Genomic DNA, 21,579 nt, shown 5'->3' with positions numbered 1-21,579 from the left:
TTAACAAGTACTCACGGGTGCGTCAGCGCACTATGTTGACCATCTTGCCGGGAACGACGATCACCTTGCGGGGATCCTGGCCGTCGAGGAGCGCCACGATCTTGTCGTCGGCCAGCGCGATCTTCTCGATCTCCTCGCGCGGGGCATCGGCGGCGACCGTCACGCGGCTCCGGACCTTGCCGTTGACCTGGATCGGGTACTCGACGGTGTCCTCCACCAGCCACTTCTCCTCCGCCACCGGGAAGGGTCCGTGCGCCAGGGACTTCTCGTGCCCGAGCCGCGACCACAACTCCTCCGCGAGGTGCGGGGCCAGCGGTGCCAGCATCAGCACCAACGGCTCCACCACCGAGCGGGGCGCACCGCCGGGGTAGGCCTTGGTGAGGTGGTTGGTGTATTCGATCAGCTTGGCCGCGGCCGTGTTGTCGCGCAGGGCCGTGTAGTCCTCGCTCACACCGGCGATCGCCTTGTTCAGCGCGCGCAGCGTGTCCTCCGTCGGGGCGTCGTCGGTGACCCGCAGTGCACCGGACTCCTCGTCGACCACCACACGCCAGGCGCGCTGCAGGAAGCGCTGCGCACCGACGACGTCCTTGGTCGCCCACGGACGCGACGTGTCCAGCGGACCCATAGACATCTCGTACACGCGGAGCGTGTCGGCGCCGTACTCCTCGCAGATGTCGTCCGGCGACACGGAGTTCTTGAGGCTCTTGCCCATCTTCCCGTACTCGCGGTTGACCTCGGCGCCCTGGTAGAAGAACTTGCCGTCCTTCTCCTCCACCTCGTCGGCAGGCACGTACACGCCGCGCGCATCGGTGTATGCGTACGCCTGGATGTAGCCCTGGTTGTACAGGCGGCGGTACGGCTCGCTCGAGCTGACGTAGCCGAGGTCGAACAGCACCTTGTGCCAGAACCGCGAGTACAGCAGGTGCAGCACCGCGTGCTCGACGCCGCCGACGTACAGGTCGACACCGCCGGGATCGTTGGGTCCGTGGATCTCCGGACGCGGACCCGTCCAGTACCGCTCGTTCTCCTTGTCGCAGAACACGTCCGGGTTGGTGGGGTCGATGTACCGCAGCTGGTACCACGAGCTGCCGGCCCATTGCGGCATCACGTTGGTGTCGCGGCGGTACGTCTGCAGTCCGTCACCGAGATCGAGTTCGACGTCGACCCAGTCGACGGCCTTCGCCAGCGGGGGAGAGGGCTCCGAGGACGCGTCGTCGGGATCGAACGACACGGGTGCGTAGTCCTCGACCTCCGGGAGCTCCACGGGCAGAGAAGATTCCGGCAGAGCGTGGGCGTTGCCCTCGGCGTCGTACACGATCGGGAACGGCTCGCCCCAGTACCGCTGGCGCGCGAACAGCCAGTCGCGCAGCTTGTACTGGATGGTGCCCTTGCCGGTACCGTCCGCTTCCAGGCGCTCGGTGATCGCCTTCTTGGCGTCGGCGACGCTCATCCCGTTCAGGAAATCGGAGTTCACGATGGTGCCGTCGCCGGTGTACGCGTCCTTGGTGAGGTCGCCGCCGGAGATGACCTCGACGATGTCGAGGCCGAACTCGGTCGCGAACTCGTAGTCGCGGTGGTCGTGGCCGGGGACGGCCATGATGGCGCCCGTGCCGTACCCGGTGAGGACGTAGTCGGCGATGAACACCGGCAGCTCGAGCCCGTTCACCGGGTTCACGGCGTAGGTGCCGAGGAAGACACCCGTCTTCTCCTTGTATTCCTGCCGCTCCAGATCCGACTTGGCAGCGATCGACTTCCGGTACGCCGCAACCGCTTCGACGGGAGTCGCGGCGCCACCGGTCCAGCGCGAATCCACACCCTCGGGCCATTCGCCCGCGACGATGTCGTCCACGAGTTCGTGCTCCGGCGCCAGCGTCACGTACGTCGCGCCGAACAGCGTGTCCGGACGCGTCGTGAACACCTCGATCTCATGACCGTCCGCCTGGAACTTCACCTGGGCACCGTGCGAGCGCCCGATCCAGTTGCGCTGCATGGTCTTGACCTTCTCGGGCCAGTCCAGGTACTCCAGGTCGTCCACCAGCCGGTCCGAGTACGCGGTGATGCGCATCATCCACTGCTGCAGGTGCTTACGGAACACGGGGAAGTTGCCGCGGTCGCTGCGACCGTCGGCGGTCACTTCTTCGTTCGCCAGCACCGTGCCCAGACCCGGGCACCAGTTGACCATCGAATCGGAGTGGTAGACGAGGCGGTAGGAGTCGAGGACGGCCTCCTTCTCGGACACGGACAGCGACGACCAGTCCCGTCCGTCCTCCAGCGACCGCTCACCCGACACGAACTCGGCCTCGAGCTCCGAGATACGACGGGCCTTGCCGGCAGCCTTGTCGAACCACGCGTCGTGGATCTGCAGGAAGATCCACTGCGTCCAGTGGTAGAAGTCGGTGTCGGTGGTCGCGAACGTGCGACGTTCGTCGTGGCCGAGCCCCAGGCGGCGCAGCTGCCGCTTCATGTTGCCGATGTTGGCCTCGGTGGTGGTCCGCGGGTGCGTGCCCGTCTGCACCGCGTACTGCTCGGCAGGCAGACCGAACGCGTCGTAGCCGAGGGTGTGCAGCACGTTGTGGCCCTGCATGCGGTGATAGCGGGCGAACACGTCGGTGGCGATGTAGCCGAGCGGGTGGCCCACGTGCAGACCCGTGCCCGACGGGTACGGGAACATGTCCTGCACGAACAACTTGTCCGCGGGAACGTCGCCGGCGAGGGGACCGACCGGGTTGGGCGCGTTGAACGTGCCCTCCTCGCTCCACCGGTCCTGCCAGCGCTGCTCGATCTGGCCGGCGAGCTCCGCGGTGTAGCGGTGCTGCGGGGTCGCGTCGGACGGGTTGGCGGGCTGCACGTGCTCGGTCACTGTGGTCGCTATCTACTTGGCTGACATTCTGAATTAGGGGGATACCGTCAACCAGGGTAGAGCCTCACCCCACCCGGGCTCACCTGCGCGTCCGGGTCCGCCGTATCCTGGTCTCGTGTTGATTGCCTCCGTCGTGCTGTTCGTGCTCGCCGTCGCTGTCTCCGGTGTCGCCGTTGCAGGCCTCGCCGAGCGCCTCCCGCGCAACCGGTGGGCGGGTGTCCGCACCCCCGAGACGATGCGCGACGATCAGACGTTTGCGCTGGCCAACAAGGTCGCAGGGCCCACCCTGCTCGCCGCTGCCGGGCTCCTCGTGATCGGCGGAATCGCCGGAATCCTGATCGGCGGAGTCTTCGGAATCGGTGCCGTCCTCGTCAGCGTCGTGGCTGCCGCTCTCACCGCGGCGACGGGCGGATCGCTCGGTGCCCGTGCCGCCGCGGCGGTGCCCGCTGCCGACACCGGCGGGTGCGGCAGTTCCTGCGGTGCGTGCTCGCTGAAGGGTGCCTGCCAGCCGTCCTGACCGGCTGCCGACGGCCCGTCCGGTGAAGTCCTCGCGCGTCGTCGACCCCGCAGGCGCAGTGTTCGGTCTCCTGCTTCCGGTCCTCGCCGCTCTGTTCGGGGTCGTCCTCACGAAGGTCTGGGAACCGCGACTGCCCGCGGAGATCGCAACCCACTGGACCACCACCTCGCCCGACGGCTTCGCCACCCCGATGTCCAGCGCCTGGACCTTTGCCCTGGTGACGGTCCTGTTCGGTGGCGGATGTGCCGCGATCGCCGCACTGGCCCAGGCGATGCTGATGATGCGCCGCACGATGCTCGTCGTCGGACTGTCCGTGGTCGGTCTGATCCTGACGGTGCAGGTGGTGCTGCTCTACGTCCAACTCGACGTCACCGACGCCTCGAACACCGAACTTCCGTTCTGGTCCCTTGGCCTCGGCGTCGTGATCGGCGCCGTCGTCGGCCTGCTCGGCGCCGCCCTGCTGCGCGACTACCGGCCCCGGGTGTCCGCCACCAGTCCTCCCGACCCCCGGTTGCCGCGCGCCGACGACCCGGCGACGGTCGCGGACACGGTCGGTTTCGGCACCGTCGGCTCGCTGGTGTTGCTCCTGCTCCTCGGTGTCGCGCCCGCTGTCGCGGTCTGTCTGCTCGTCGACGGGTGGTGGCCGCTCGCGGTGTTCGTTCCGGTCGGACTGCTGATCGTCAGCCTGCTCCGCTTCCGGGTGATTGTCGATCGGTCCGGCATCCGGGTGGTGAACATGGGCATGACCGCCCTGCAGTACGACGTCGACGAGATCGAGGGCGCCCGCGTCGACGTGATCAAGCCGTTCGACGACTTCGGCGGCTGGGGACTCAAGGTGAAGGGCCGGCGGAACTACGGCGTCGTGACGAGGACCGGTCCCGCCGTGATCGTCACGACGGCGTGCGGCGACCGGCTGACCGTCACCAGCGCACGGGCCGAGGACATGGCCGGGGCGCTCAACACGTTCGCCGACCGGCGGCTCCGCCACCTGTGAGTGGCCCGGGAGTGAAGGGACTCGTCAACCGCTCACGGGCGGGAGGCCTGGTGCACCGCATCGAGCACGCGGTCGAGGTAACCCAGAGCGGCACGGACTGCGGCGTCCTCGTCGCGGGCGGCGATCGCGTCGACGACGGCGCGGTGGTTGTCGGTGGTCAGCGACGGAGGATGAACGCCCTCGGTGAAGTCGTACGTGGCGCGGGTGGGTTCGAGAATCCCGGCGAACAGGTCGGACAGCACCGGATTGTGCGCGGCCTCCACGACCCCGAGATGAAACGCGAGGTCGGCGTCCGCGAACCGGGACGGCGCCTCCGTCGTTCGCTGCCGCTCGTCGAGTAGCGCGGACAGGGACCGCAGGTCGTCGTCCGTGCGGCGACCACACGCCAGCCGGACGGCTTCCGTCTCGAGCGCCCGCCGGACTTCGAAGACGTTCAGCATCTCCGCGACCGCGACCTGCCGTCCGAGCAGCCCGCCGATGTCGGTGCGGGCCCGCACGAACGTCCCGGACCCCCGCCGGATCTCGAGGATGCCCGTCGACGTCAGGGTCTTGATGGCTTCGCGCACGGTGTTGCGCCCGACCCCGAGCAACGTCATCAGCTCCGGTTCCGTCGGGATCCGCTCGCCCACCGTCCAGTCGCCCTGGGCGATCCGGCCGCGCATCCAGTCCAGGGACTGCTGATACGCGGACTCCCGCCGAACCACTGTCATGTACTCATCCTCACACCTCGTCGGCTCGCGGCTCACGACCGGCCCGCCTAAACTACGTAGGACGTCCCATGTATTCGGACAGCCCGAGGAGGCGACCCCACACGTCCACGTCAACCGCTCACGCCGACACCGTCCCGACCGTCACCGCCCGCACCACCAGCCGCCACTTCCACGGCCTGAACTATCTCCTCGTCGTGCTGCTCCTCGGCGCCAACATCCCCACGGCGCTGTACTCGCTGTACCGCCACGAGTTCGGGTTCACGCCGCTGGTCCAGACGCTGATCTTCGCCGTCTACGTCGCCGGACTGCTCCCCTCGCTGCTGTTCTTCGGCCCGCTCTCCGACGCACTGGGCCGCCGTTTCGTGCTGCTGGCCGCCATCTCCTTCAGCCTGCTGGGCGCCGTGGTCCTCGCGTTCGCCGACTCGACCATCTGGCTGTTCTTCGGCCGAATCGCCCAGGGCATCGCCGTCGGTGCGTGTTCGGCCGCCGGGTCCGCCGCCCTCATCGAGCACGAACCCGCCCGGAACCTGCGCCGCGCGGGCCTCGCCGCCACCCTCACCACCGCGCTCGGCGCGTCGCTGGGCCCGCTGTTCGGCGGGGCCGTCGCGCAGTACCTGCCGCACGCCCTGGTCCTGCCGTACGTGCTGTTCGCGCTGGCACTCCTGCCCGCGCTGATCATGGTGCTGCTGCTCCCCGCGCCCGCCGGCGGGCAGTCGCGACCCACCCAGCTGTTCCAGGTCCCGCACGTCCCCGCACCCATCCGTCAGGTGTTCTGGCTGTCCTCCCTCGGTGTCGCACTGGCGTGGGGCGCCGTCGGCCTGTTCCAGTCGGTGGTCCCGACGTGGATCATCGGCCTGCTCGGCGTGAGCAACCTCGTGGTCGCCGGCGGTGCCGCCGCACTCGTCATGATCTGCTCGGTGACAGCGCAGCTCGTGGCCAACCGGCTCGGAACCGTGCTCTGCCGGACCCTGGGCATCGGCGCCGTCGGTGCAGGCATGATCGGGTTGCTCGTCGTCGACTTCGTCCCGTCCCTCGTCCTGCTGTGCGTCGTGACCGTCGTCGTCGGTGTGGGACACGGATTTTCGTTCGCCGGTGCGATGCGGGCGGTGGGCGCCGCCGCCGCGGAGCACGCCCCCGACGCCCAGGGCGGGACTCTCGCCGCGTTCTTCACCGTCGGCTATATCGGTCTCGCGGTGCCGTCCATCTGCGCGGGCATCGCCATCACCGTCCAGGGCATGCACGTGGCCATCATCGAACTCGCGATCATCGGCGCCGTCCTGTGCGGCGTCCTCGCGGTGCTCAGCGTCCGCACGACGGGTCGTGACCACGCCGCTCTACCCTCGACGCAGTGAAATTTCTCGGCCGGTTCTACCTCGACGGGTTCATCCTCGGCATCGTCGCCGTGGCGATCCTGGGGAGCATCTTCCCGGTGTCGGGGACCGGTCAGACGGTGCTCGCCTGGTTCCGTCGACGGTCCAGTCGTCGATAGCGTTCACGTCCATCGCCAAGGGCAACGTGGCCGGGGCGATCGTGAGCGCGTCGTTCTCCAATCTCATCGGTGTCTTCGTGACACCGGCGCTGGTGATCTCCATCAGATCCAGCTGATCGTCTGCGCCGCACTCGCGCAGAAGTATTCGAGGCGCAGCCGCGAGGAGTCGGCCAGTACTGTGGCATGAGGACGTGAAATGCCGATGCCCGAGCCACTTCGTCACTGCGAGTTCCGCTTCTACGAGGAGCTGAACGACTTTCTGCCGCCGGTACGGCGGAAGCACACCTTCGAGCACGAGTTCGACGGCACACCGTCGGTGAAGGACCGGATCGAGGCGCTGGGCGTACCGCACACCGAGGTGGACCTGATCCTCGTCGACGAGGTGTCGGTCGATTTCGGGCACCTGCTGCGCGGCGGCGAACGCGTCGCGGTGTACCCGATGTTCGAGCGACTCGATCTGACCGGGGTCACGAAACTGCGTCCCCGACCGTTGCGGGACCCGACGTTCGTGCTCGACGTGCATCTCGGCCGCCTCGCCCGCTACCTTCGCCTGCTCGGCTTCGACACCCGCTACCGCAACGACTTCGCCGACCCGGAACTGGTGGACATCTCCCTGTCCGAGCATCGCATCGTCCTGACCCGGGACACGGGCCTACTCAAGCGGTCGGCGCTCACCCACGGCGCGTTCCTGCACGAAACGGACCCCCGCCGGCAGTTGCGGGAAGTGCTGGACCGCTTCGACCTTCGGTCGCGGATCTCGCCGTTCACGCGGTGCGCGCGATGCAACGGGCTTCTCGCGCCGGTTCCCCGTGCCGAGGGGCTCGCCGAGGCACCACCGGGCGTCGCGGGCAACGAACACCAGTTCAGTCGGTGCCGGGACTGTGCGCAGCTGTACTGGCCGGGCAGCCATCTTCCGAAACTGCGCCGACGCCTGTCGGAGGTCGGGGTGACGCTCGAGGTGGATTCTCAGGATGCGTGACGCAGCTGCTCGGCGAACTCCGCCGAGCACACGCAGTCGCCGAATTCGTCGCAGTCGATGATCAGTGCGTGCCGGACCTCGGACAACTCGACGCACGACTCGTCCGTGCACTCTGCTCCGTAGAGCGCGTGCACGATCAATGTTCCGTGACAGGTGTCGATCACGTGTGCTGTCCTCCTCACTTCTCGTTCCCCACCTCTGTTGATACCACCCGTCCCCGACAGTGCAGGGACGTGCGCGGGGTGTGTCTAGTTGCGCTCGACGTCGATCGGGTGAGTGGCGAGCAGGGCGAGGGGGAGTGGCTGCCGACGCAGCACCTGGGCCCACACGTCGACCCGGGCGGGAGCGACCACGTCCGACGCGAGCGCCGAGATGACGATCCAGTCGTCGCGCTGGAGTTCCGAGTCGAGCTGGCCGTACGTCCAGCCCGAGTAGCCGGCGAAGATGCGGACACCCTCCACCAGCGGGGCGATGACCTCGGGGTCGGAGTCGAGATCCACCATCACCACGCGGCCGTGGACCCGGCGCAGACCCTCGACCCCGTCGGCCTGCGCGCCGGTGCGCAGCGTCGCCAGGCACAGTGCGGCGTCACGTTTGACGGGACCGCCGACGTACAGCGCGGACGGGTGCGCGGCGAGCGGTGCCCACTGTGGCAGCACGTCGTGCACCGCGGTTTCGCTGGGACGGTTGATGACCACGCCGAGGCTGCCGGCGTCGTTGTGCTCGATCACATAGATCACGGTGCGACGGAATGCGGGTTCGACGAGATCTGTGGACGAGACCAACAGGCTGCCGGGCCGGACCACCGGTTCCGTCGACGCCGTTCGATCTTCGGGTTCTTCTGCGTGCGCCACCTGAACATCATCCCACCGAGGCGGACGCGATGTGACGGAGGACGCGACCTGCGTCCGGTTCGCCGCTTTACGCCGCCGGCAGCCCCGCCGTCTCGGCCAGGACCGCGAGGTGGTGCTCGAACAGTGCGCCCGGTGTGGTGAACGTGTCGGCGCCGTACTGCCCGAACACCTCGAAGTTGACCGCCCCGAACAGCGCCGACCAGACCAGGACGCCGCGGGCGAGCAGATGGTCGGGTGTGGTGAGTCCGAGTTCGGCGCGGATGCGGTCGAGGTCTGCGGCGAGTGCGTCGTCGATGGGCGCGGCCGCGTCCGCCTCGAGCTCGCCCTTCTGGAACGCGTTGTCGAAGATCCCGACGAGGGCGTAGATGACCCGCGTCCCCGGAGTCGTGGTCTGCTCCCCGGGCGCGTGGTAGCCGGGAACCGGGCTGCCGAACAGCAATCCGTAGCGGGCGGGCTCGCGGAGCGCCCACTCGCGCACCGCGCGGCCGAGCGCCAGGAACTGTTCCCGCGGTTCGGCTGCGGACGCCACGGCCGCTTCCGCGGCGTCGCCGAGTTCGTTGTATCCGTCGACGACGAGCAAGGTCAGCAGCTCGTCGCGGCTCTTGACGTACCGGTAGACGGCGGACGACACCACGCCGAGGTCCCGCGCGACGGCCCTCAGCGACAGGGCGGCGGCACCGACCGCGGCCAGGTGTTCGCGTCCGATCCTCGTGATGTCCTGCAACGTCTGCTCGCGTGCGCGCTCTCGTGGTGTTCCTGGCATGGGACCCAGCGTGACGATTCCAGAGAGCGGTGTCAACAAACGAGAGCACTGCTCTTGACAATGACGACAGGGGAGAGCATGCTCGAATCAGACAGAGAGCAGTGCTCTCGAATTACCGAAATCGACTCACACAGCAGGAGCGGACATGTCGAACATCGAGATCGTCACCGGAGCAGGACCCGTCGGCTGGACAGTCGCTCAGCAGCTCGCCGAACAGGGACGACAGGTGCGGGTCCTCACGCGATCGGGCAGCGGCCCGGACCATCCCCTGATCGAGCGGCGGCAGGTCGACGTCTCCGACGCCGACGCACTGCGTGAGGCATTCGACGGAGCGGTCGCCGTCTATCACTGCATCCACGCCGCCTACAGCGCCGACGCGTGGGAGCGCGAACTCCCCGCCGCCGAGCGCGTCGTCCTCGAGGCCGCCGGACACGTCGGCGCCGTCGTCGTGTTCCCCGAGAGCCTCTACTCCTACGACACGTCGCAGCAGCCGATGACCGAGCACACGCCCCGGTCGGCCGACTCGGGCAAGCGCGGCATCCGGACCCGCTTGCTGAAGGCCCGCGCCGAGTCCCCCACCCCCACCGTGAGCGTCGTCGCGTCCGACTTCTTCGGACCGCAGGTGCGCAACGCGCACGCCGGCGAACGCATGGTGCCCGTCGTCCTCGCGGGCAAGACGATGCGCGTCCTCGGTTCCGCCGACCTGCCCCACTCGTTCACGTACGTTCCCGACTTCGCGGCCGCGATGATCGCCGCCGCCCACGACCCCACGCTGTGGAACTCGGTGCTGCACGCACCGACCGCGCCGGCCGTCACCCAGCGGCAGATGGTCGAGGCCTACGCGAAGGCCGCCGGGGTTCCCGCCCCGAAGGTGGGCACCCTGCCCGGCTGGGTGATCCGCGGCGGCGGGCTGGTGCACCAGGGGAGCCGCGAACTGGCGGAGATGCTTTACCAGTTCGAGGAGCCGTTCGTGATGGACTCGTCCGAGAGCGAGGCCCGGCTCGGACTGGCCCCGACGCCGCTGGACCGCGCCGCCGAGGAGACCGTCCGGTGGTGGCAGGACAGGTCGGTCGCGGCCGCCGGATAGGGTCCTGTGAATGGCGAAACAGCTCGGCGACCGGCGCGAGGCGTGGCGCAGAACGGCGTACACCCTCCGGCGGTCGCCCGGGCTGGCCCGGCTCGCGACGGTGCGATTCGCCAGTCAGCTGGGCGACGGCATGTTCCAGACCGCACTCGGCGGCGCGATTCTGTTCAACCCGGAGCGCGCAACGGATCCCGTCACGATCGCCGCCGGTTTCGCGGTACTGCTGCTCCCGTACTCGGTGATCGGACCGTACGCGGGCGCGCTCCTCGACCGCTGGGACCGCCGCGCCGTGCTGCTGTGGGCGAATGTTCTCCGCGGACTGCTGATTCTGGTGACGGCCGTCTTACTGGAGACCGGGACCGGTGAGTCCGCGCTCCTCCTCCTCGCCCTCGCCGCCATCGGCGTGAGCCGGTTCGTTCTCGCGGGAGTCTCGGCGGCGCTGCCGCGAGTGGTGCACCGGTCCTGGCTCGTGGCCACCAATTCGGTGCTCGCCACCGCCGGCTCCGTCGTCGCCGCACTCGGAGCCGCGACGGCGGTCGCGATCATCTCCCTCGTCGGCGCCGGCGACCGCGGCTCGGGAATCGCCGTCGCGACCGCCGCCTGCGGTTCCGCGGTGGCCGCGTTCGCGGCGTCGCGCTTCCACCATCGACTGCTGGGTCCGCACGCCGACGAGAAACCTGCATACGGGGCGGTCCGCGCCGTCGCCGCCGGACTGCGTAACGGGGCGGTCGCCGTGTGGCAGTCCCCGGGCGTCACGACCGCGATGATCGGAATAGGCACGCACCGGATCGTTTTCGGGGTCAACACGTTGATCATGGTTCTGGTGCTCCGCGACACCGCCACCGTCAGCGCCCTGCCGGGCGGCCTGGCCGGGTTCGGCGTCGCCGTCGGCGCCACCGCCGGGGGCATGCTGCTTGCGGCGATCTCGACACCGTTCCTGATTCCGCGCGTCGGACGGTCCCGCACCATCGTCGGCGGTCTGATCCTCGCCCTCGTCGTGCAGTGCACGCTCGTTGCGACGCTCACGCAGGCGTCGCTGCTGTGCGGCGCGCTCCTCCTCGGATTCGCCGGGCAGTCCATCAAACTCACCGGAGACGCGGCGATGCAGATCGAGATCGAGGACGACCGCCGGGGGCAGGTGTTCGCGCTGCAGGACACGGTGTTCAACGTGGCCTTCATCGCGTCGATCGCCGCGGCCTCCCTCGTGATCGCCCCCGACGGCCGGTCACTCGGATTGGTGCTTGCGGGCGGCGCGGTCTACGGACTCGGACTGCTCGGCGTCCTGTTCAACTCCCGACGCGAATCCGTCTGAGAGCGGACCTGTCTGAGGACCGGCTACTTCGACCCCGGCATGGGCACGTTCTGCAGTCGGACCTGACCGCGAGCTACCTCCTTGCCGGTGTCGGTCGCGGTGACCACCACCGACCACAACTGCTGCACCCGGCCCTGCTGGATGGGCACCGCGACCACGTCGACCCGCCCCTCGGTGCGGGCCCGCAGGAAGTCGGTGCCGTTGTGCACGCCCACCGCGAACTCACCACGGTCGGCGACGGCGGTACTCGCGCCGATGCTCGCGGCCGATTCGACCGCCGTCGTGTAGACGCCGCCGTGCACCACGCCCCACGGTGTGTGATGGTCGGTGGACAGATCGATGTGGCCGACGACCTTCGTTCCCGACACCTCGTCGAGTTCCAGGCCGGCAGCGGCCACGAAGGCGCTCGCCGCCTCCCGCGTCAGATCGGTCATGGTGGGTTCTCCTCGAACACTCGGTCAGTTTGAAATCCCAACCCACCTTGCCCGGCTTCGGCCCTGACGTCAATGGCTTCAGCAGTGCCGATCACCGGATCGGGGCGCCACGTATGCACCGCCGCGATCACCGGTGGCTCGGCCATCGTCATCTCGACATTCCACGTCCCGTTGCCGGACGGGTCGGTGAAGTAGCGGGCCTCGCCGTCGGCGTCGTAGTCGAGCACCGACCGATCGGCCACGCCGTCTCCGTCCGAATCCCACATCGCGTCGTCGAGGAGGCCGTCGCCGTCGAAATCCAAGCGCACGGCGTCGACACCTCCGGACGGCCCCAGGTCGAGATCGGCGGGTGACGTCCACGCCGTCGGGGCCTCGGCGCCGGTTCCGAACGAATACTCGAGAGAATCCATATGAAGGTAGGACGCAGCGGAATCGGATCCGGTTCCATCTGCGCCCGATCAAATTCTCCACTGCGACAGTGAGACCGCACTGTGACCGGACGTGCCGGGCTCGTGCGCGGAGGATGCCGTCGCCCGGTGTTATCTTCAACCCGAACGTGCAGGTCGGTCCACCAATCACTCCGACCACCGATCTGGAGGGGTCCCGTGGTCGAGAAGTCATGGTCTGTGGCCGGAGTGCCGCTGTGCGTCGCCGCCGTCGTGGCCGCGACGATCGGCTTCACCGCCGCCCCTGCCGCGGCCGAGACCATTCCGTGGCTGCCGGTGAACGCCTGCGGCGAGACCGGGTTCAACCCGGCCAAGGAACCTCCGAGTCCGGGCGGCGGCCCACTGCTTCCGCCCATTCCCCCGAGCGTGAGCATCCCGATCCCGTACCCCGACTTCGTGCCGGTGCCGGTCCCCGGGCCGACCGCCGATCAGACGCGGGTCGCCCAGGACCTTCCCGCCGACCCGTGTGCGGACCCGTGCCCCGACCTCACCGATCCGGTCGACGATCCGGAGGCGGAGACCGGGTCCTCGGGTTCTGCAGGCTCTTCCGGATCCGCGGGGTCCTCGGGTTCGTCCGGCTCCAGTGCGCTGACCATCCCGAAGATCTCGATCGATCCGCGTCCCGAAACCATTCCCATCCCCGTTCCCGGCGGCCCCGGCCCCGAACCGCAGCCGGCGCCTCCCGTCGAGATCAACCCGGCCGAACGGGGTTCCCTCACCGCACCCGTGGCGAAGCCGGAGGTCGGCGACGTCCGGCTGGTGTCGCAGCTGACGGGCCGCGGTTCGGAGAACCGCACGGACAAGCGCTGGCAGGTCGACGGCACCGACCTCGGCATCACCTGGGAGACGAGGCCCGGTGAGGTCGCGGTCGCGTTCGGCGACACGTTCGGCAAGGACTGGGCTCCGCCCGGCGCGTTCGGCGAGGACTGGCGGAGCAACGTTCTCGGCCACAGCACCGACACCGACCTGTCCGACGGCATGACCATCGACAGCATGGTCCAGGACAGCCGGTGCCATGCCGCCGAGATCATCGACAGCAGGCACATCAACAACTTCGAGACCACCACCATCCCCACGTCGGGGTTCGCGATCGGTGACCGTCAATACCTCAGCTACATGTCGGTGAAGCGCTGGAGCATGGTCCCGGGCATGTGGTACACGAACTACGGCGGCATCGCCTACTCCGACGACAACGGGCAGACCTGGACCAAGGACCAGCACGCCAAGTGGGACAACATCTTCGGCGCCCGATTCCAGGTGTCCGCGATGGTGCCGCAGGGCGACTACGTGTACATGTTCGGCACCCCCAACGGGCGGATCGGCACCATCGGCCTGGCCCGGGTGCCGGTCGATCGGGTCTTGAACACCACGTCGTACCAGTACTGGTCGGACGGCACGTGGACCCCGGTGTCCCAGCACCTCGCGACCCCCATCGTCGGCGGGGTGGCCAGCGAACTGTCCGTCCGCTACGACGCGACCGCGGACACGTGGCTGATGAGCTACCTCGAGCCCGTCGGCGGCTCGATCATCCTGCGGCGGTCGTCGAGCCCGCAGGGTGCGTGGTCGGACGGCGCGACGCTCGTCGACACGGCCGACTACCCGATGGCGTACGGCGGCTTCATGCATCCGTGGTCGACGGACAGGGATCTGTATTTCACGATCTCGGAGTGGGACAGCTACAACGTCTACCTGATGCACGCGTCCCTGCACCCGTGAGTACTTGTCAACCGCCCGCGGTTAACAAGTACGCACGGCATGGAGGGCGACCTCGGTGGCCTTGACGACGAAGAACACGTCCAGCCCCGGCACCAGATCGAGTTCCGCGACGGACGCCGCCGTCACGTCGGCGCTGAGTTCGAACCGGCCGCCGGCTTCGGCGGCGCGCACCCGGACCGTCGGCCCGCGAACCTCGATTTCCGAGATGGACACCCGGAAGACGTTGCGCGGACTGCCTTCCGGAGAGCGGCGGTGGACGGCCACCGAATGGGGAGCGAACACCGCGACCGCCGGCGCGCCCGGCACGAAATCGGCATCGGGCAGACCGTGCAGCCGAACACCGGTCTCGGTCTCGAAGCCGTCCTGCGCCCCGAACACGGGAACGAGGTTGAGCCCGGCGATCCGCGCGGCGAACGCACTGCGGGGACGCGTCAGCACGTCTCGCACCGAACCGAATTCGACGACCTGACCGCCCTCGACGACGATCACGCGGTCGGCCAGCGCCAGCGCGTCCAGGATGTCGTGGGTGACCACGACCGCTGTCCGGTTCCCTTCCCGCAGCACCCGCCTGAGCAGTACGCGCAGGGCGGGCGCTGCGGCCACGTCGAGGGCCGCCATGGGTTCGTCGAGCAGGAGGGCCTGGGGCTCCGCCGCGAGGGCCCGGGCCACCGCGACCCGCTGCGCCTGCCCCCCGGACAGCTCGTGCGGGCGTCGGTCGGCGAACTGCGTCGCATCCACTGCGTCCAGCCATTTCTCGGCGATCGCCCGCGCCTCCCGACGTCCCCGGCCGGCACTGCGCGGGGCGAACGCCACATTGGCGGCCACCGTCAGATGCGGGAACAACAGCGCCTGCTGCGCGAGCAACGCGATACCGCGCCGGTGCGGCGGCACTGCCACACCCCGGGTGGTGTCGGTGAGCACCCGACCGTTCAGTTCGACCCGCCCGGCATCCGGCCGCACCAGGCCCGCGACCACCGAGAGTGCCGTCGATTTGCCGGCACCGTTCGGCCCGAGCACCGCCAGCACCTCGCCCTCGCCGAGGTCGAACCCCACGTCGACGCCACGCGCATCCACCCGCGCCTCGACGCTCAGGCCGGTCATACCGCGGCCCTCGACGCCCAGCCCCGCGAACCCACCACGATGAGCACCGCGACCACGACCAGCACCAGCGACAACGCCACCGCTGCATCGGCGTCGGTTTCGCGCTGCAGGTAGATCTCGAGCGGCAGAGTTCGCGTGACGCCCTGCAGACTGCCCGCGAACGTCAGCGTGGCCCCGAACTCGCCGAGCGCCCGCGCGAACGACAACACCGCCCCGGACACCAGGCCGGGCAGCACCAGCGGAAGCGTCACCCGCCGGAAGACGGTGGTGGGGCTCGCACCGAGCGTCGCGGCGGCGTGCTCGTACCGGCTGCCTGCGGTCCGGAGCGACCCTTCGAGGCTCACCACCAGGAAGGGCAGCGCGACGAACGTCTGCGCGAGCACCACGGCCGTGGTGGTGAACGCGATGTGGATACCCGCGACCTCGAGGTGCTGCCCGATCAGGCCCTTCCGGCCGAACGTGTAGAGGAGGGCGATACCCCCGACCACCGGTGGAAGCACCAGCGGCAGGAGCACCAGCGACCGCAGCACGTGCAGTCCACGAAAACTGCTGCGCGACAGCACAGCCGCCATCGGGACGCCCAGCAGGACGCACAGCACGGTACTGAGGGCGGCGGTGCGCAGGCTCAGTTCCAGTGCGGCGAGCGAGGATTCCGATGTGACCAGCTGAAAGAACCGCGACCAGTCGACGCTCGCCAGCATCGCGAACAGCGGCAGGACGACGAACAGTCCACCCAGTGCCGCCGGGACGAAGATCCAGCCCGGAAGTCCGGACGGGACTCTGACGCGCGCCGCCCGGATCACGGCTGGGCGAATCCTGCCTTCGCCAGCACTGCCTGACCGTCGGGTCCCGTGACGAGGTCGACGAAGCCCTGCGCCGCGTCCGGTGCCTTCGACGCGGACAGCGTCGCAATCGGATAGGTGTTCACTGCCTGCGCGGACTCGGGGAAGGCCACGGCTGTCACCTTGTCGCCCGCGCTCGCCGCGTCCGTGACGTACACGAGTCCGGCGTCGGCCTGTCCGGCCGTCACCTTGTTCAGCACGTCGGTGACCGACGACTCCTCGCTGACCGGGGTGAGGTCGACGCCCGACGCGGTCTCGACCTTCTGCGTCGCGGAACCACACGGAACCTGCGGGGCGCACGTGACCACCAGCGTCCCCTCGCGGTTCAGATCCGCGAAGGAGGTGATGCCCTTGGGGTTTCCGGGTGCCGTCACGATGGTCAGCGTGTTGGTGGCGAAGTCGACGGGACTGCCCTCGACGAGCCCGGCGTCGACCACCTTCGTCATGTTGTTGGTGTCGGCGGACGCGAACACGTCGGCCGAGGCGCCCTGGTCGAGTTGTGCGGCGAGGTCGGAGGATCCCGCGAAGCTGAACTCCACGTGGGATCCCGGGTTCGCGGTCTCGTACATCTGGCCGAGTTCCGTGAACGTGCCCTTCAGCGACGCCGCGGCGAACACCGTGATGTCGGCACCCGACGCGGCCGCCGACGTCGACTCGGCCGAACCCGGGGCACTGCTGTCCTCGTTCGACCCGCAGCCGGTGAGAAGACCGAGACCGAGTGCGGCCGCAGCAGCCCCCGTCGTGGCCCTGCGCCAGGACATCTTCATGAAACTCCTCCAGGTGTTTCGACGATCACCGTGGTCGACTTGACGACGGCTACCGCGACCTTGCCGGGCTCGAGCCCGAGGTCGCGGACGGCTTCACTGCTCATCAGGGAGACGACGCGGAAAGGCCCGCACTGCATCTCGACCTGGGCCATCACCTTGTCCATCACCACCGAGGTCACGATGCCGGTGAATCGGTTACGCGCCGAGGACTCCGATCCGAGCAGATCGGGCGACTTCGACGCGTTGGCGCGCGCGAACTCGGCGAGCGCGGGGCCGTCGACGACCTTGCGTCCCGACTCGTCCTTCTCGGCCGCGAGACTGCCGTTGTCGATCCACCGCCGGACGGTGTCGTCGCTGACGCCGAGCAGTTCTGCGGCCTGTCGTATCCGGATACCCGTCATCCGAGAATTGTCCGCGCATGCGTCATGACCGACATTCTATGTCGGCAAATACGGACCGATCAAGTGCAGTCTTCCGCAGATGCGGATCAGTACACGTCCCGCACGTAGCGTTTGTCGGTCGCGAGCTGCTTCATGTACAGCTCGGTGTCCTCCTCGTCCAGGCGCCCGTGGGTGCGGACGACCTCACGGACCGTCTCGTCCACGTCCTTCGCCATGCGGCTGGCGTCGCCGCAGACGTACAGGGACGCGCCCTCCTGCATCCAGCCCCACAGCTTGGCGCCGTGCTCGCGAATGCGGTCCTGCACATAGATCTTCTGCCGCTGGTCCCGGGAGAACGCCGCATCGAGGTGGGTGAGAAATCCGTCGCGGTGCATAGCTTCCATCTCCTCGCGGTAGTAGAAGTCGGTAGCCTCGTGCTGCTCACCGAAGAACATCCAGTTCTTACCCGTGTGACCCAATTCCCGTCGTTCGTGCAGGAATCCGCGGAACGGAGCGATACCGGTGCCGGGACCGACCATGATCATCGGCGCATCGGCGGCCTGCGGGGGCCGGAAGTGCGCCGACTTCTGCACGAAGATCGGCACGTCGGCCTCGTCGCAGTGATCGGCGAGGAACGTGGAGCAGACCCCGGAGCGGTTCTTGCCCTCGTGGTTGTAGCGCACCGCGGAGACGGTCAGCTGCACCTCCCCCGGGTCCACCTTTGGGCTCGACGAGATCGAGTACAACCGCGGCTGCAGGCGCTTGAGGACACTCAGCCACTCGTCGGCGTCGGCGTCCACCCCGTACTCCGCCAGCACGTCCATCGACTGCCGCCCCCACAACCACTGCTGGAGCGCGATCTTGTTCTGCGGGCGCAGCAGCCGCGCCAGCTCGGTGTCCTGGGTGCGGCTCTGCACGAACCGCAGCAGCTCGGGAGTCACCTTGGTGATCTCGAGCTTCGTGCGCAACGCATCGCGCAGCGTCATCTCCGGCAGGTCCGGCAACGTGACGGGGGTGTCCGGGATCGATCGGGTGACCTTCAGCCACTCGTCGACGACGGCGTCGCTGTTGGTCGGCCAGACACCGAGAGCGTCGCCCGCCTCGTAGGAGAACTCCGCATCGCTCACCTCGAAACCGAACTGCCGCACGTCCTTCGACGATCCCGCCGCGCTGAGCGGAATGTTCTTCGTCAACCGCGTGATCAACGGCGACTTCCGTGTGAACGTCGCCGCCTTCTTCGCCGCGGGCCTGGCCGGCGCGGGTGCGGCCGCCGCCACGGCGGCACCGTCGGCGGCCGCGCGCTCCCGGACCAGATTCTGGACCTGCTTCAGCCACTGACGTGCCTGCTCCTCGTAATCCGGTTCGCAATCGACACGCTCGGTGAGGCGCTTCGCCTCGAGCTGCTCCAGCCGGGCGTCGATCCGCTTGCCGTGCCCGCAGAAGTCGTCGTAGTTGGAATCGCCGAAAGCCAGTACTGCGTACCGGGTCTGCGACAACTTCGGGGCCTCGTCGCTGCTGAGCGCCGACCAGAAACTGCTGCCGTTGTCGGGGGCGTCGCCGTCCCCGAACGTGCTGGTGATGATCAGGAGGTCGCGGACGTCGGCGAGGCCCGCGACGTCGTAGTCGTCCATGCTCATCAGGCGGGTGCCGTGCCCGGCCGCCTCGAGTTGTTCGGCGCATTCGGCGGCGAACTCCTCGGCGTTGCCGGTCTGCGACGCCCACACCACCACCACGGGGTGCTGTACCGATTCAGCGTTCGCGGAGTTCGCGTCCGGCACCACGGCACTCTGCGGAACGTCGGACCGGGAGAACAGCCCCGCCATCAGACCGTCCAGCCACACCCGTTTGGACCCGGAGATCGGCGCGCTCCGCGGTAGGACCGGAACGCCCTGGATCTCGGTGGACTGCAGCCCCGACAGCAGGCCGGCGAGGTACATGCGTTCGTGTTCGTCGAAGGTGGGCGAAGCCGAATCGTCCAGGCCCAGGATGCGACTCATCTCGGCGGCGGGCGAACTATGCGCGAGGGTGAATGCTCCGCCGGTCTCCGGGACCTCCTGCGCCGACACCGGGGCCACCCGGGTCAGGGAGACGGCGCACGCCTTGAACTCCGGCTGGAAGGACGTGGGATCGACGGCGTCGTTGGTGACGGCATTGATGCTGAGGTACTCACCGAACGAGTCGTTCCAGTGGAACGGGGCGAAACACCCTCCGGCGAGGACGCGGTCGCTCACGACGGCGGGAAGCACCGCGCGGCCGCGCCGGGACGCCACCTCCACCTTGTCGCCGTCGGCGATCGAAAGTTTCTGCGCGTCAGCCGGATTGATCTCAACGAACGGGCCGGAGTTCAGCTTGTTGAGCTTGGCCACCTTGCCGGTCTTCGTCATCGTGTGCCACTGGTGCTGCAGGCGACCGGTGTTGAGGACGAAGGGATAGTCGTCGTCGGGCATCTCCGCGGGCAACATGTGCGGGCGAGGGAAGAACGCGGCCTTGCCGCTGGCAGTGGCGAACGCGAGCCGGGGGAGTGAACCGTCGGGAGCCGACAGCAGGTTCTGGCTCACACCGTCGTTGAGGTAGCGGAGGGGATTGCGATCGGTGCGGTTGCCGGGCGGGCTCGGCCACTGCACCGGCGTCTCCCGCAGCCGGTCGTAGGAAATGCCGCGAAGGTCGTAGCCGGTCTTGGGATTCCAGGTGCGCTTGATCTCCTCGAACACGTCCTCCGAGGAGTCGTAGGTGAACGCGTCCGCATACCCCATCTCGCAGGCGACGCGGGCGATGATCTGCCAGTCGGGCAGCGCCTGGCCGACCGGATCGACGGCCTGCTGCAACAGGGTGAGGTTGCGCTCGGAGTTGATCATCACCGAATCCGACTCCGCCCACAGCGCGCCCGGCAGCAGGATGTCGGCGTAACCGTTGGTCTCGGTATCGAGGAAGACGTCCTGCGTGATCACGAGCTCGGCGGCCTCGAGGCCCTCGATCACGGTCCGCCGGTTCGCTACGGTGGCAACGGGATTGGTGCAGATGATCCAGCAGGCCTTGATGTCACCCGCGACCATCCGCTCGAACATGTCGACGGTTCCGGTGCCGACCTCCGTGCGGATGCTGCCCTCCGGCAGTTCCCACAGATCCTCGATGAACGCCCGGTCGTCGGCGGCGAGTACCGACCGCTGCCCCGGCAGGCCGGGACCCATGTACCCCATCTCGCGGCCACCCATCGCATTGGGCTGGCCGGTGAGGGAGAACGGGCCGCTGCCCGGACGGCAGATCGCACCGGTGGCCAGGTGCAGGTTGCAGATCGCGTTGGTGTTCCAGGTGCCGTGGGTGCTCTGGTTGAGGCCCATCGTCCAGCAGCTCATCCAGTTCCCGGCCTCACCGATCCACTGGGCGGCTTGACGGATGTCGGATTGGGGGATGCCGGTGATGTCCGCGACCTTCTCGGGGGTGTACTCCTCGAGGAATTCCGGCATCACCTCCCAGCCCTCGGTGAACTCGGCGATGAACTCGGGGTCGGTGTGCCCGTTCTTCACGAGGAGGTGCAGCAGGCCGTTGAGCAGCGCGAGGTCGGTGCCGGGCGTGATCTGCATGAACAGGTTCGACTTGTCGGCGGTCGCGTTGCGGCGCGGGTCGACCACGATCAGCTTGGCCCCGGCCTTGACGCGGTCCATCATCCGGAGAAACAGGATCGGGTGACAGTCCGCCATGTTGGCGCCGATCACGAAGAACACGTCGGCCTTGTCGAAGTCCTGATACGAGCCGGGCGGGCCGTCCGCGCCCAGCGACTGCTTGTAGCCGGTGCCCGCACTGGCCATGCACAGCCGCGAGTTCGACTCGATCTGGTTGGTGCCGACAAAGCCCTTCGCGAGCTTGGTGATGAGGTATTGCGCCTCGATGGACATCTGACCGGAGACGTAGAAGGACAGGGCGTCCGGTCCGTGCTCGTCGAGTTGTTCCTTCAGCCGGCGGGCGGTCTCGCTGATGGCGGCGCCCACGTCGATCGAGGTGGGCGCCTCCCCCCGCTCGTCGCGGACGTACCCGGATTCCATCCGGCCACCGGCCACCAGCATCTCGGCGCTCGTCGCACCCTTGGTGCACAGCCGCCCGAAGTTGGTGGGATGGTCCTTGTCGCCGGACGCCTTGAGCACGCGGCGCGCACCGGTCTCGGGATCGACCCCGACCTCGAGCACCATGCCGCAGCCGACACCGCAGTACGAGCAGGCGGTCTTCACTGTGGAAGTCCCGGCTTTCTGCTGCTGCATCGACTAGCTCCTCACCTGCACGGTCGCAGCCTGTCCACCCGGCTCACGACCTGTATCAATGCTGCCGTGAACCGTGTT

18 protein-coding genes and 2 pseudogenes are annotated in these 21,579 nt (G+C 68.4%); 8 read left to right on the top strand and 12 right to left on the bottom strand.

Annotation, left to right across the window (positions count from 1 at the left end):
* Positions 1–22: 22 nt before the first annotated feature.
* Positions 23–2,860, bottom strand: a complete 2,838-nt coding sequence (leuS, locus tag OYT95_RS19310; protein ID WP_112300282.1) for a leucine--tRNA ligase — start codon at positions 2,858–2,860, stop codon at positions 23–25.
* Positions 2,861–2,975: 115 nt separating this feature from the next.
* On the opposite strand from leuS, the gene OYT95_RS19305 reads away from it, so the two are divergent.
* Together OYT95_RS19305 and OYT95_RS19300 are read left to right on the top strand one after the other, a co-directional pair.
* Positions 2,976–3,377: an SdpI family protein gene (locus OYT95_RS19305; RefSeq protein WP_005249154.1), complete on the top strand. Its 402-nt coding sequence runs from the start codon at positions 2,976–2,978 to the stop codon at positions 3,375–3,377.
* A gap of 22 nt (positions 3,378–3,399) precedes the next feature.
* Entirely contained in the window at positions 3,400–4,371 is a 972-nt protein-coding gene (locus OYT95_RS19300) for a DUF1648 domain-containing protein (protein ID WP_268788696.1), read from the top strand.
* 32 nt (positions 4,372–4,403) lie between these two features.
* On the opposite strand, the gene OYT95_RS19295 is transcribed toward OYT95_RS19300, so the two are convergent.
* Entirely contained in the window at positions 4,404–5,081 is a 678-nt protein-coding gene (locus tag OYT95_RS19295) for a FadR/GntR family transcriptional regulator (protein WP_268788695.1), read from the bottom strand.
* Positions 5,082–5,149: 68 nt separating this feature from the next.
* Between OYT95_RS19295 and OYT95_RS19290 the strand changes: the two genes are divergently transcribed.
* From OYT95_RS19290 to OYT95_RS19280, 3 genes and pseudogenes are all read left to right on the top strand, one after another.
* A complete protein-coding gene (locus OYT95_RS19290; protein ID WP_268788694.1) occupies positions 5,150–6,433 on the top strand; it encodes an MFS transporter in 1,284 nt (427 codons plus the stop codon).
* Positions 6,430–6,683: pseudogene (locus tag OYT95_RS19285) on the top strand (bile acid:sodium symporter); the annotation flags it as partial. The gene OYT95_RS19290 and the pseudogene OYT95_RS19285, both read left to right, overlap by 4 nt.
* An 83-nt stretch (positions 6,684–6,766) precedes the next feature.
* Complete coding sequence (locus OYT95_RS19280) at positions 6,767–7,549, top strand: Mut7-C RNAse domain-containing protein (protein ID WP_268788693.1); 783 nt, start codon at positions 6,767–6,769, stop codon at positions 7,547–7,549.
* Here OYT95_RS19280 and OYT95_RS19275 read toward each other — a convergent pair.
* From OYT95_RS19275 to OYT95_RS19265, 3 genes are all read right to left on the bottom strand, one after another.
* On the bottom strand, positions 7,537–7,713 hold the full coding sequence (locus tag OYT95_RS19275) for a hypothetical protein (protein ID WP_174233816.1): 177 nt from the start codon (positions 7,711–7,713) through the stop codon (positions 7,537–7,539). The genes OYT95_RS19280 and OYT95_RS19275 overlap by 13 nt on opposite strands.
* An 84-nt stretch (positions 7,714–7,797) precedes the next feature.
* The gene (locus OYT95_RS19270) at positions 7,798–8,403 is read right to left on the bottom strand and encodes a YqgE/AlgH family protein (protein WP_268788692.1); all 606 of its coding nucleotides are present in this window, start codon (positions 8,401–8,403) and stop codon (positions 7,798–7,800) included.
* A gap of 67 nt (positions 8,404–8,470) precedes the next feature.
* Positions 8,471–9,166 carry a TetR/AcrR family transcriptional regulator gene (locus tag OYT95_RS19265; protein ID WP_268788691.1) on the bottom strand — a complete coding sequence of 232 codons (696 nt, stop codon included), beginning with the start codon at positions 9,164–9,166 and terminating at the stop codon, positions 8,471–8,473.
* 145 nt (positions 9,167–9,311) lie between these two features.
* On the opposite strand from OYT95_RS19265, the gene OYT95_RS19260 reads away from it, so the two are divergent.
* Positions 9,312–10,253: an NAD-dependent epimerase/dehydratase family protein gene (locus OYT95_RS19260; RefSeq protein WP_268788690.1), complete on the top strand. Its 942-nt coding sequence runs from the start codon at positions 9,312–9,314 to the stop codon at positions 10,251–10,253.
* 10 nt (positions 10,254–10,263) lie between these two features.
* Positions 10,264–11,562, top strand: a complete 1,299-nt coding sequence (locus OYT95_RS19255) for an MFS transporter (protein WP_037234836.1) — start codon at positions 10,264–10,266, stop codon at positions 11,560–11,562.
* A 23-nt stretch (positions 11,563–11,585) separates the two neighbouring features.
* Here OYT95_RS19255 and OYT95_RS19250 read toward each other — a convergent pair whose 3' ends face one another.
* Together OYT95_RS19250 and OYT95_RS19245 are read right to left on the bottom strand one after the other, a co-directional pair.
* A complete protein-coding gene (locus OYT95_RS19250; RefSeq protein WP_128640529.1) occupies positions 11,586–11,996 on the bottom strand; it encodes a PaaI family thioesterase in 411 nt (136 codons plus the stop codon).
* A gap of 161 nt (positions 11,997–12,157) precedes the next feature.
* Positions 12,158–12,406: pseudogene (locus tag OYT95_RS19245) on the bottom strand (hypothetical protein); the annotation flags it as partial.
* 216 nt (positions 12,407–12,622) lie between these two features.
* Here OYT95_RS19245 and OYT95_RS19240 point away from each other — a divergent pair.
* Entirely contained in the window at positions 12,623–14,158 is a 1,536-nt protein-coding gene (locus OYT95_RS19240) for a DUF4185 domain-containing protein (RefSeq protein ID WP_268792254.1), read from the top strand.
* Positions 14,159–14,179: 21 nt separating this feature from the next.
* Here OYT95_RS19240 and OYT95_RS19235 read toward each other — a convergent pair whose 3' ends face one another.
* The 5 genes from OYT95_RS19235 to OYT95_RS19215 all read right to left on the bottom strand — a co-directional run bounded on the left by OYT95_RS19235 (position 14,180) and on the right by OYT95_RS19215 (position 21,501).
* On the bottom strand, positions 14,180–15,259 hold the full coding sequence (locus tag OYT95_RS19235) for a sulfate/molybdate ABC transporter ATP-binding protein (RefSeq protein ID WP_037234845.1): 1,080 nt from the start codon (positions 15,257–15,259) through the stop codon (positions 14,180–14,182).
* Positions 15,256–16,062, bottom strand: a complete 807-nt coding sequence (locus OYT95_RS19230; protein WP_016884725.1) for an ABC transporter permease — start codon at positions 16,060–16,062, stop codon at positions 15,256–15,258. The genes OYT95_RS19235 and OYT95_RS19230 overlap by 4 nt, the downstream gene beginning before the upstream one ends.
* Positions 16,059–16,868, bottom strand: a complete 810-nt coding sequence (gene modA, locus OYT95_RS19225) for a molybdate ABC transporter substrate-binding protein (RefSeq protein ID WP_112300289.1) — start codon at positions 16,866–16,868, stop codon at positions 16,059–16,061. Before modA ends, OYT95_RS19230 begins: the two co-directional genes overlap by 4 nt.
* Positions 16,865–17,269 (bottom strand): TOBE domain-containing protein, encoded by a 405-nt coding sequence (locus OYT95_RS19220; RefSeq protein WP_037234851.1) that lies wholly within the window; start codon positions 17,267–17,269, stop codon positions 16,865–16,867. The genes modA and OYT95_RS19220 overlap by 4 nt, the downstream gene beginning before the upstream one ends.
* Before the next feature lie 86 nt (positions 17,270–17,355).
* Positions 17,356–21,501: a bifunctional nitrate reductase/sulfite reductase flavoprotein subunit alpha gene (locus tag OYT95_RS19215; protein ID WP_268788689.1), complete on the bottom strand. Its 4,146-nt coding sequence runs from the start codon at positions 21,499–21,501 to the stop codon at positions 17,356–17,358.
* Positions 21,502–21,579 lie beyond the last annotated feature (78 nt).

This window comes from Rhodococcus sp. JS3073 (assembly GCF_026810085.1).
Taxonomy (GTDB): Bacteria; Actinomycetota; Actinomycetes; order Mycobacteriales; family Mycobacteriaceae; genus Rhodococcus_F; species Rhodococcus_F wratislaviensis.
Note: the sequence above shows the minus strand (reverse complement) of the source record. Positions and strands in the feature narration are given on the sequence as shown.

Excerpts from the sequence above, each read along its gene's own strand:
- OYT95_RS19295 (WP_268788695.1), bottom strand. The coding sequence starts at position 5,081 with ATGACAGTGGTTCGGCGGGAGTCCGCGTATCAGCAGTCCCTGGACTGG.
- OYT95_RS19290 (WP_268788694.1), top strand. The coding sequence starts at position 5,150 with ATGTATTCGGACAGCCCGAGGAGGCGACCCCACACGTCCACGTCAACC.
- OYT95_RS19280 (WP_268788693.1), top strand. The coding sequence starts at position 6,767 with ATGCCGATGCCCGAGCCACTTCGTCACTGCGAGTTCCGCTTCTACGAG.
- OYT95_RS19265 (WP_268788691.1), bottom strand. The coding sequence starts at position 9,166 with ATGCCAGGAACACCACGAGAGCGCGCACGCGAGCAGACGTTGCAGGAC.
- OYT95_RS19260 (WP_268788690.1), top strand. The coding sequence starts at position 9,312 with ATGTCGAACATCGAGATCGTCACCGGAGCAGGACCCGTCGGCTGGACA.
- OYT95_RS19255 (WP_037234836.1), top strand. The coding sequence starts at position 10,264 with ATGGCGAAACAGCTCGGCGACCGGCGCGAGGCGTGGCGCAGAACGGCG.
- OYT95_RS19250 (WP_128640529.1), bottom strand. The coding sequence starts at position 11,996 with ATGACCGATCTGACGCGGGAGGCGGCGAGCGCCTTCGTGGCCGCTGCC.
- OYT95_RS19235 (WP_037234845.1), bottom strand. The coding sequence starts at position 15,259 with ATGACCGGCCTGAGCGTCGAGGCGCGGGTGGATGCGCGTGGCGTCGAC.
- modA (WP_112300289.1), bottom strand. The coding sequence starts at position 16,868 with ATGAAGATGTCCTGGCGCAGGGCCACGACGGGGGCTGCTGCGGCCGCA.
- OYT95_RS19220 (WP_037234851.1), bottom strand. The coding sequence starts at position 17,269 with ATGACGGGTATCCGGATACGACAGGCCGCAGAACTGCTCGGCGTCAGC.
- OYT95_RS19215 (WP_268788689.1), bottom strand. The coding sequence starts at position 21,501 with ATGCAGCAGCAGAAAGCCGGGACTTCCACAGTGAAGACCGCCTGCTCG.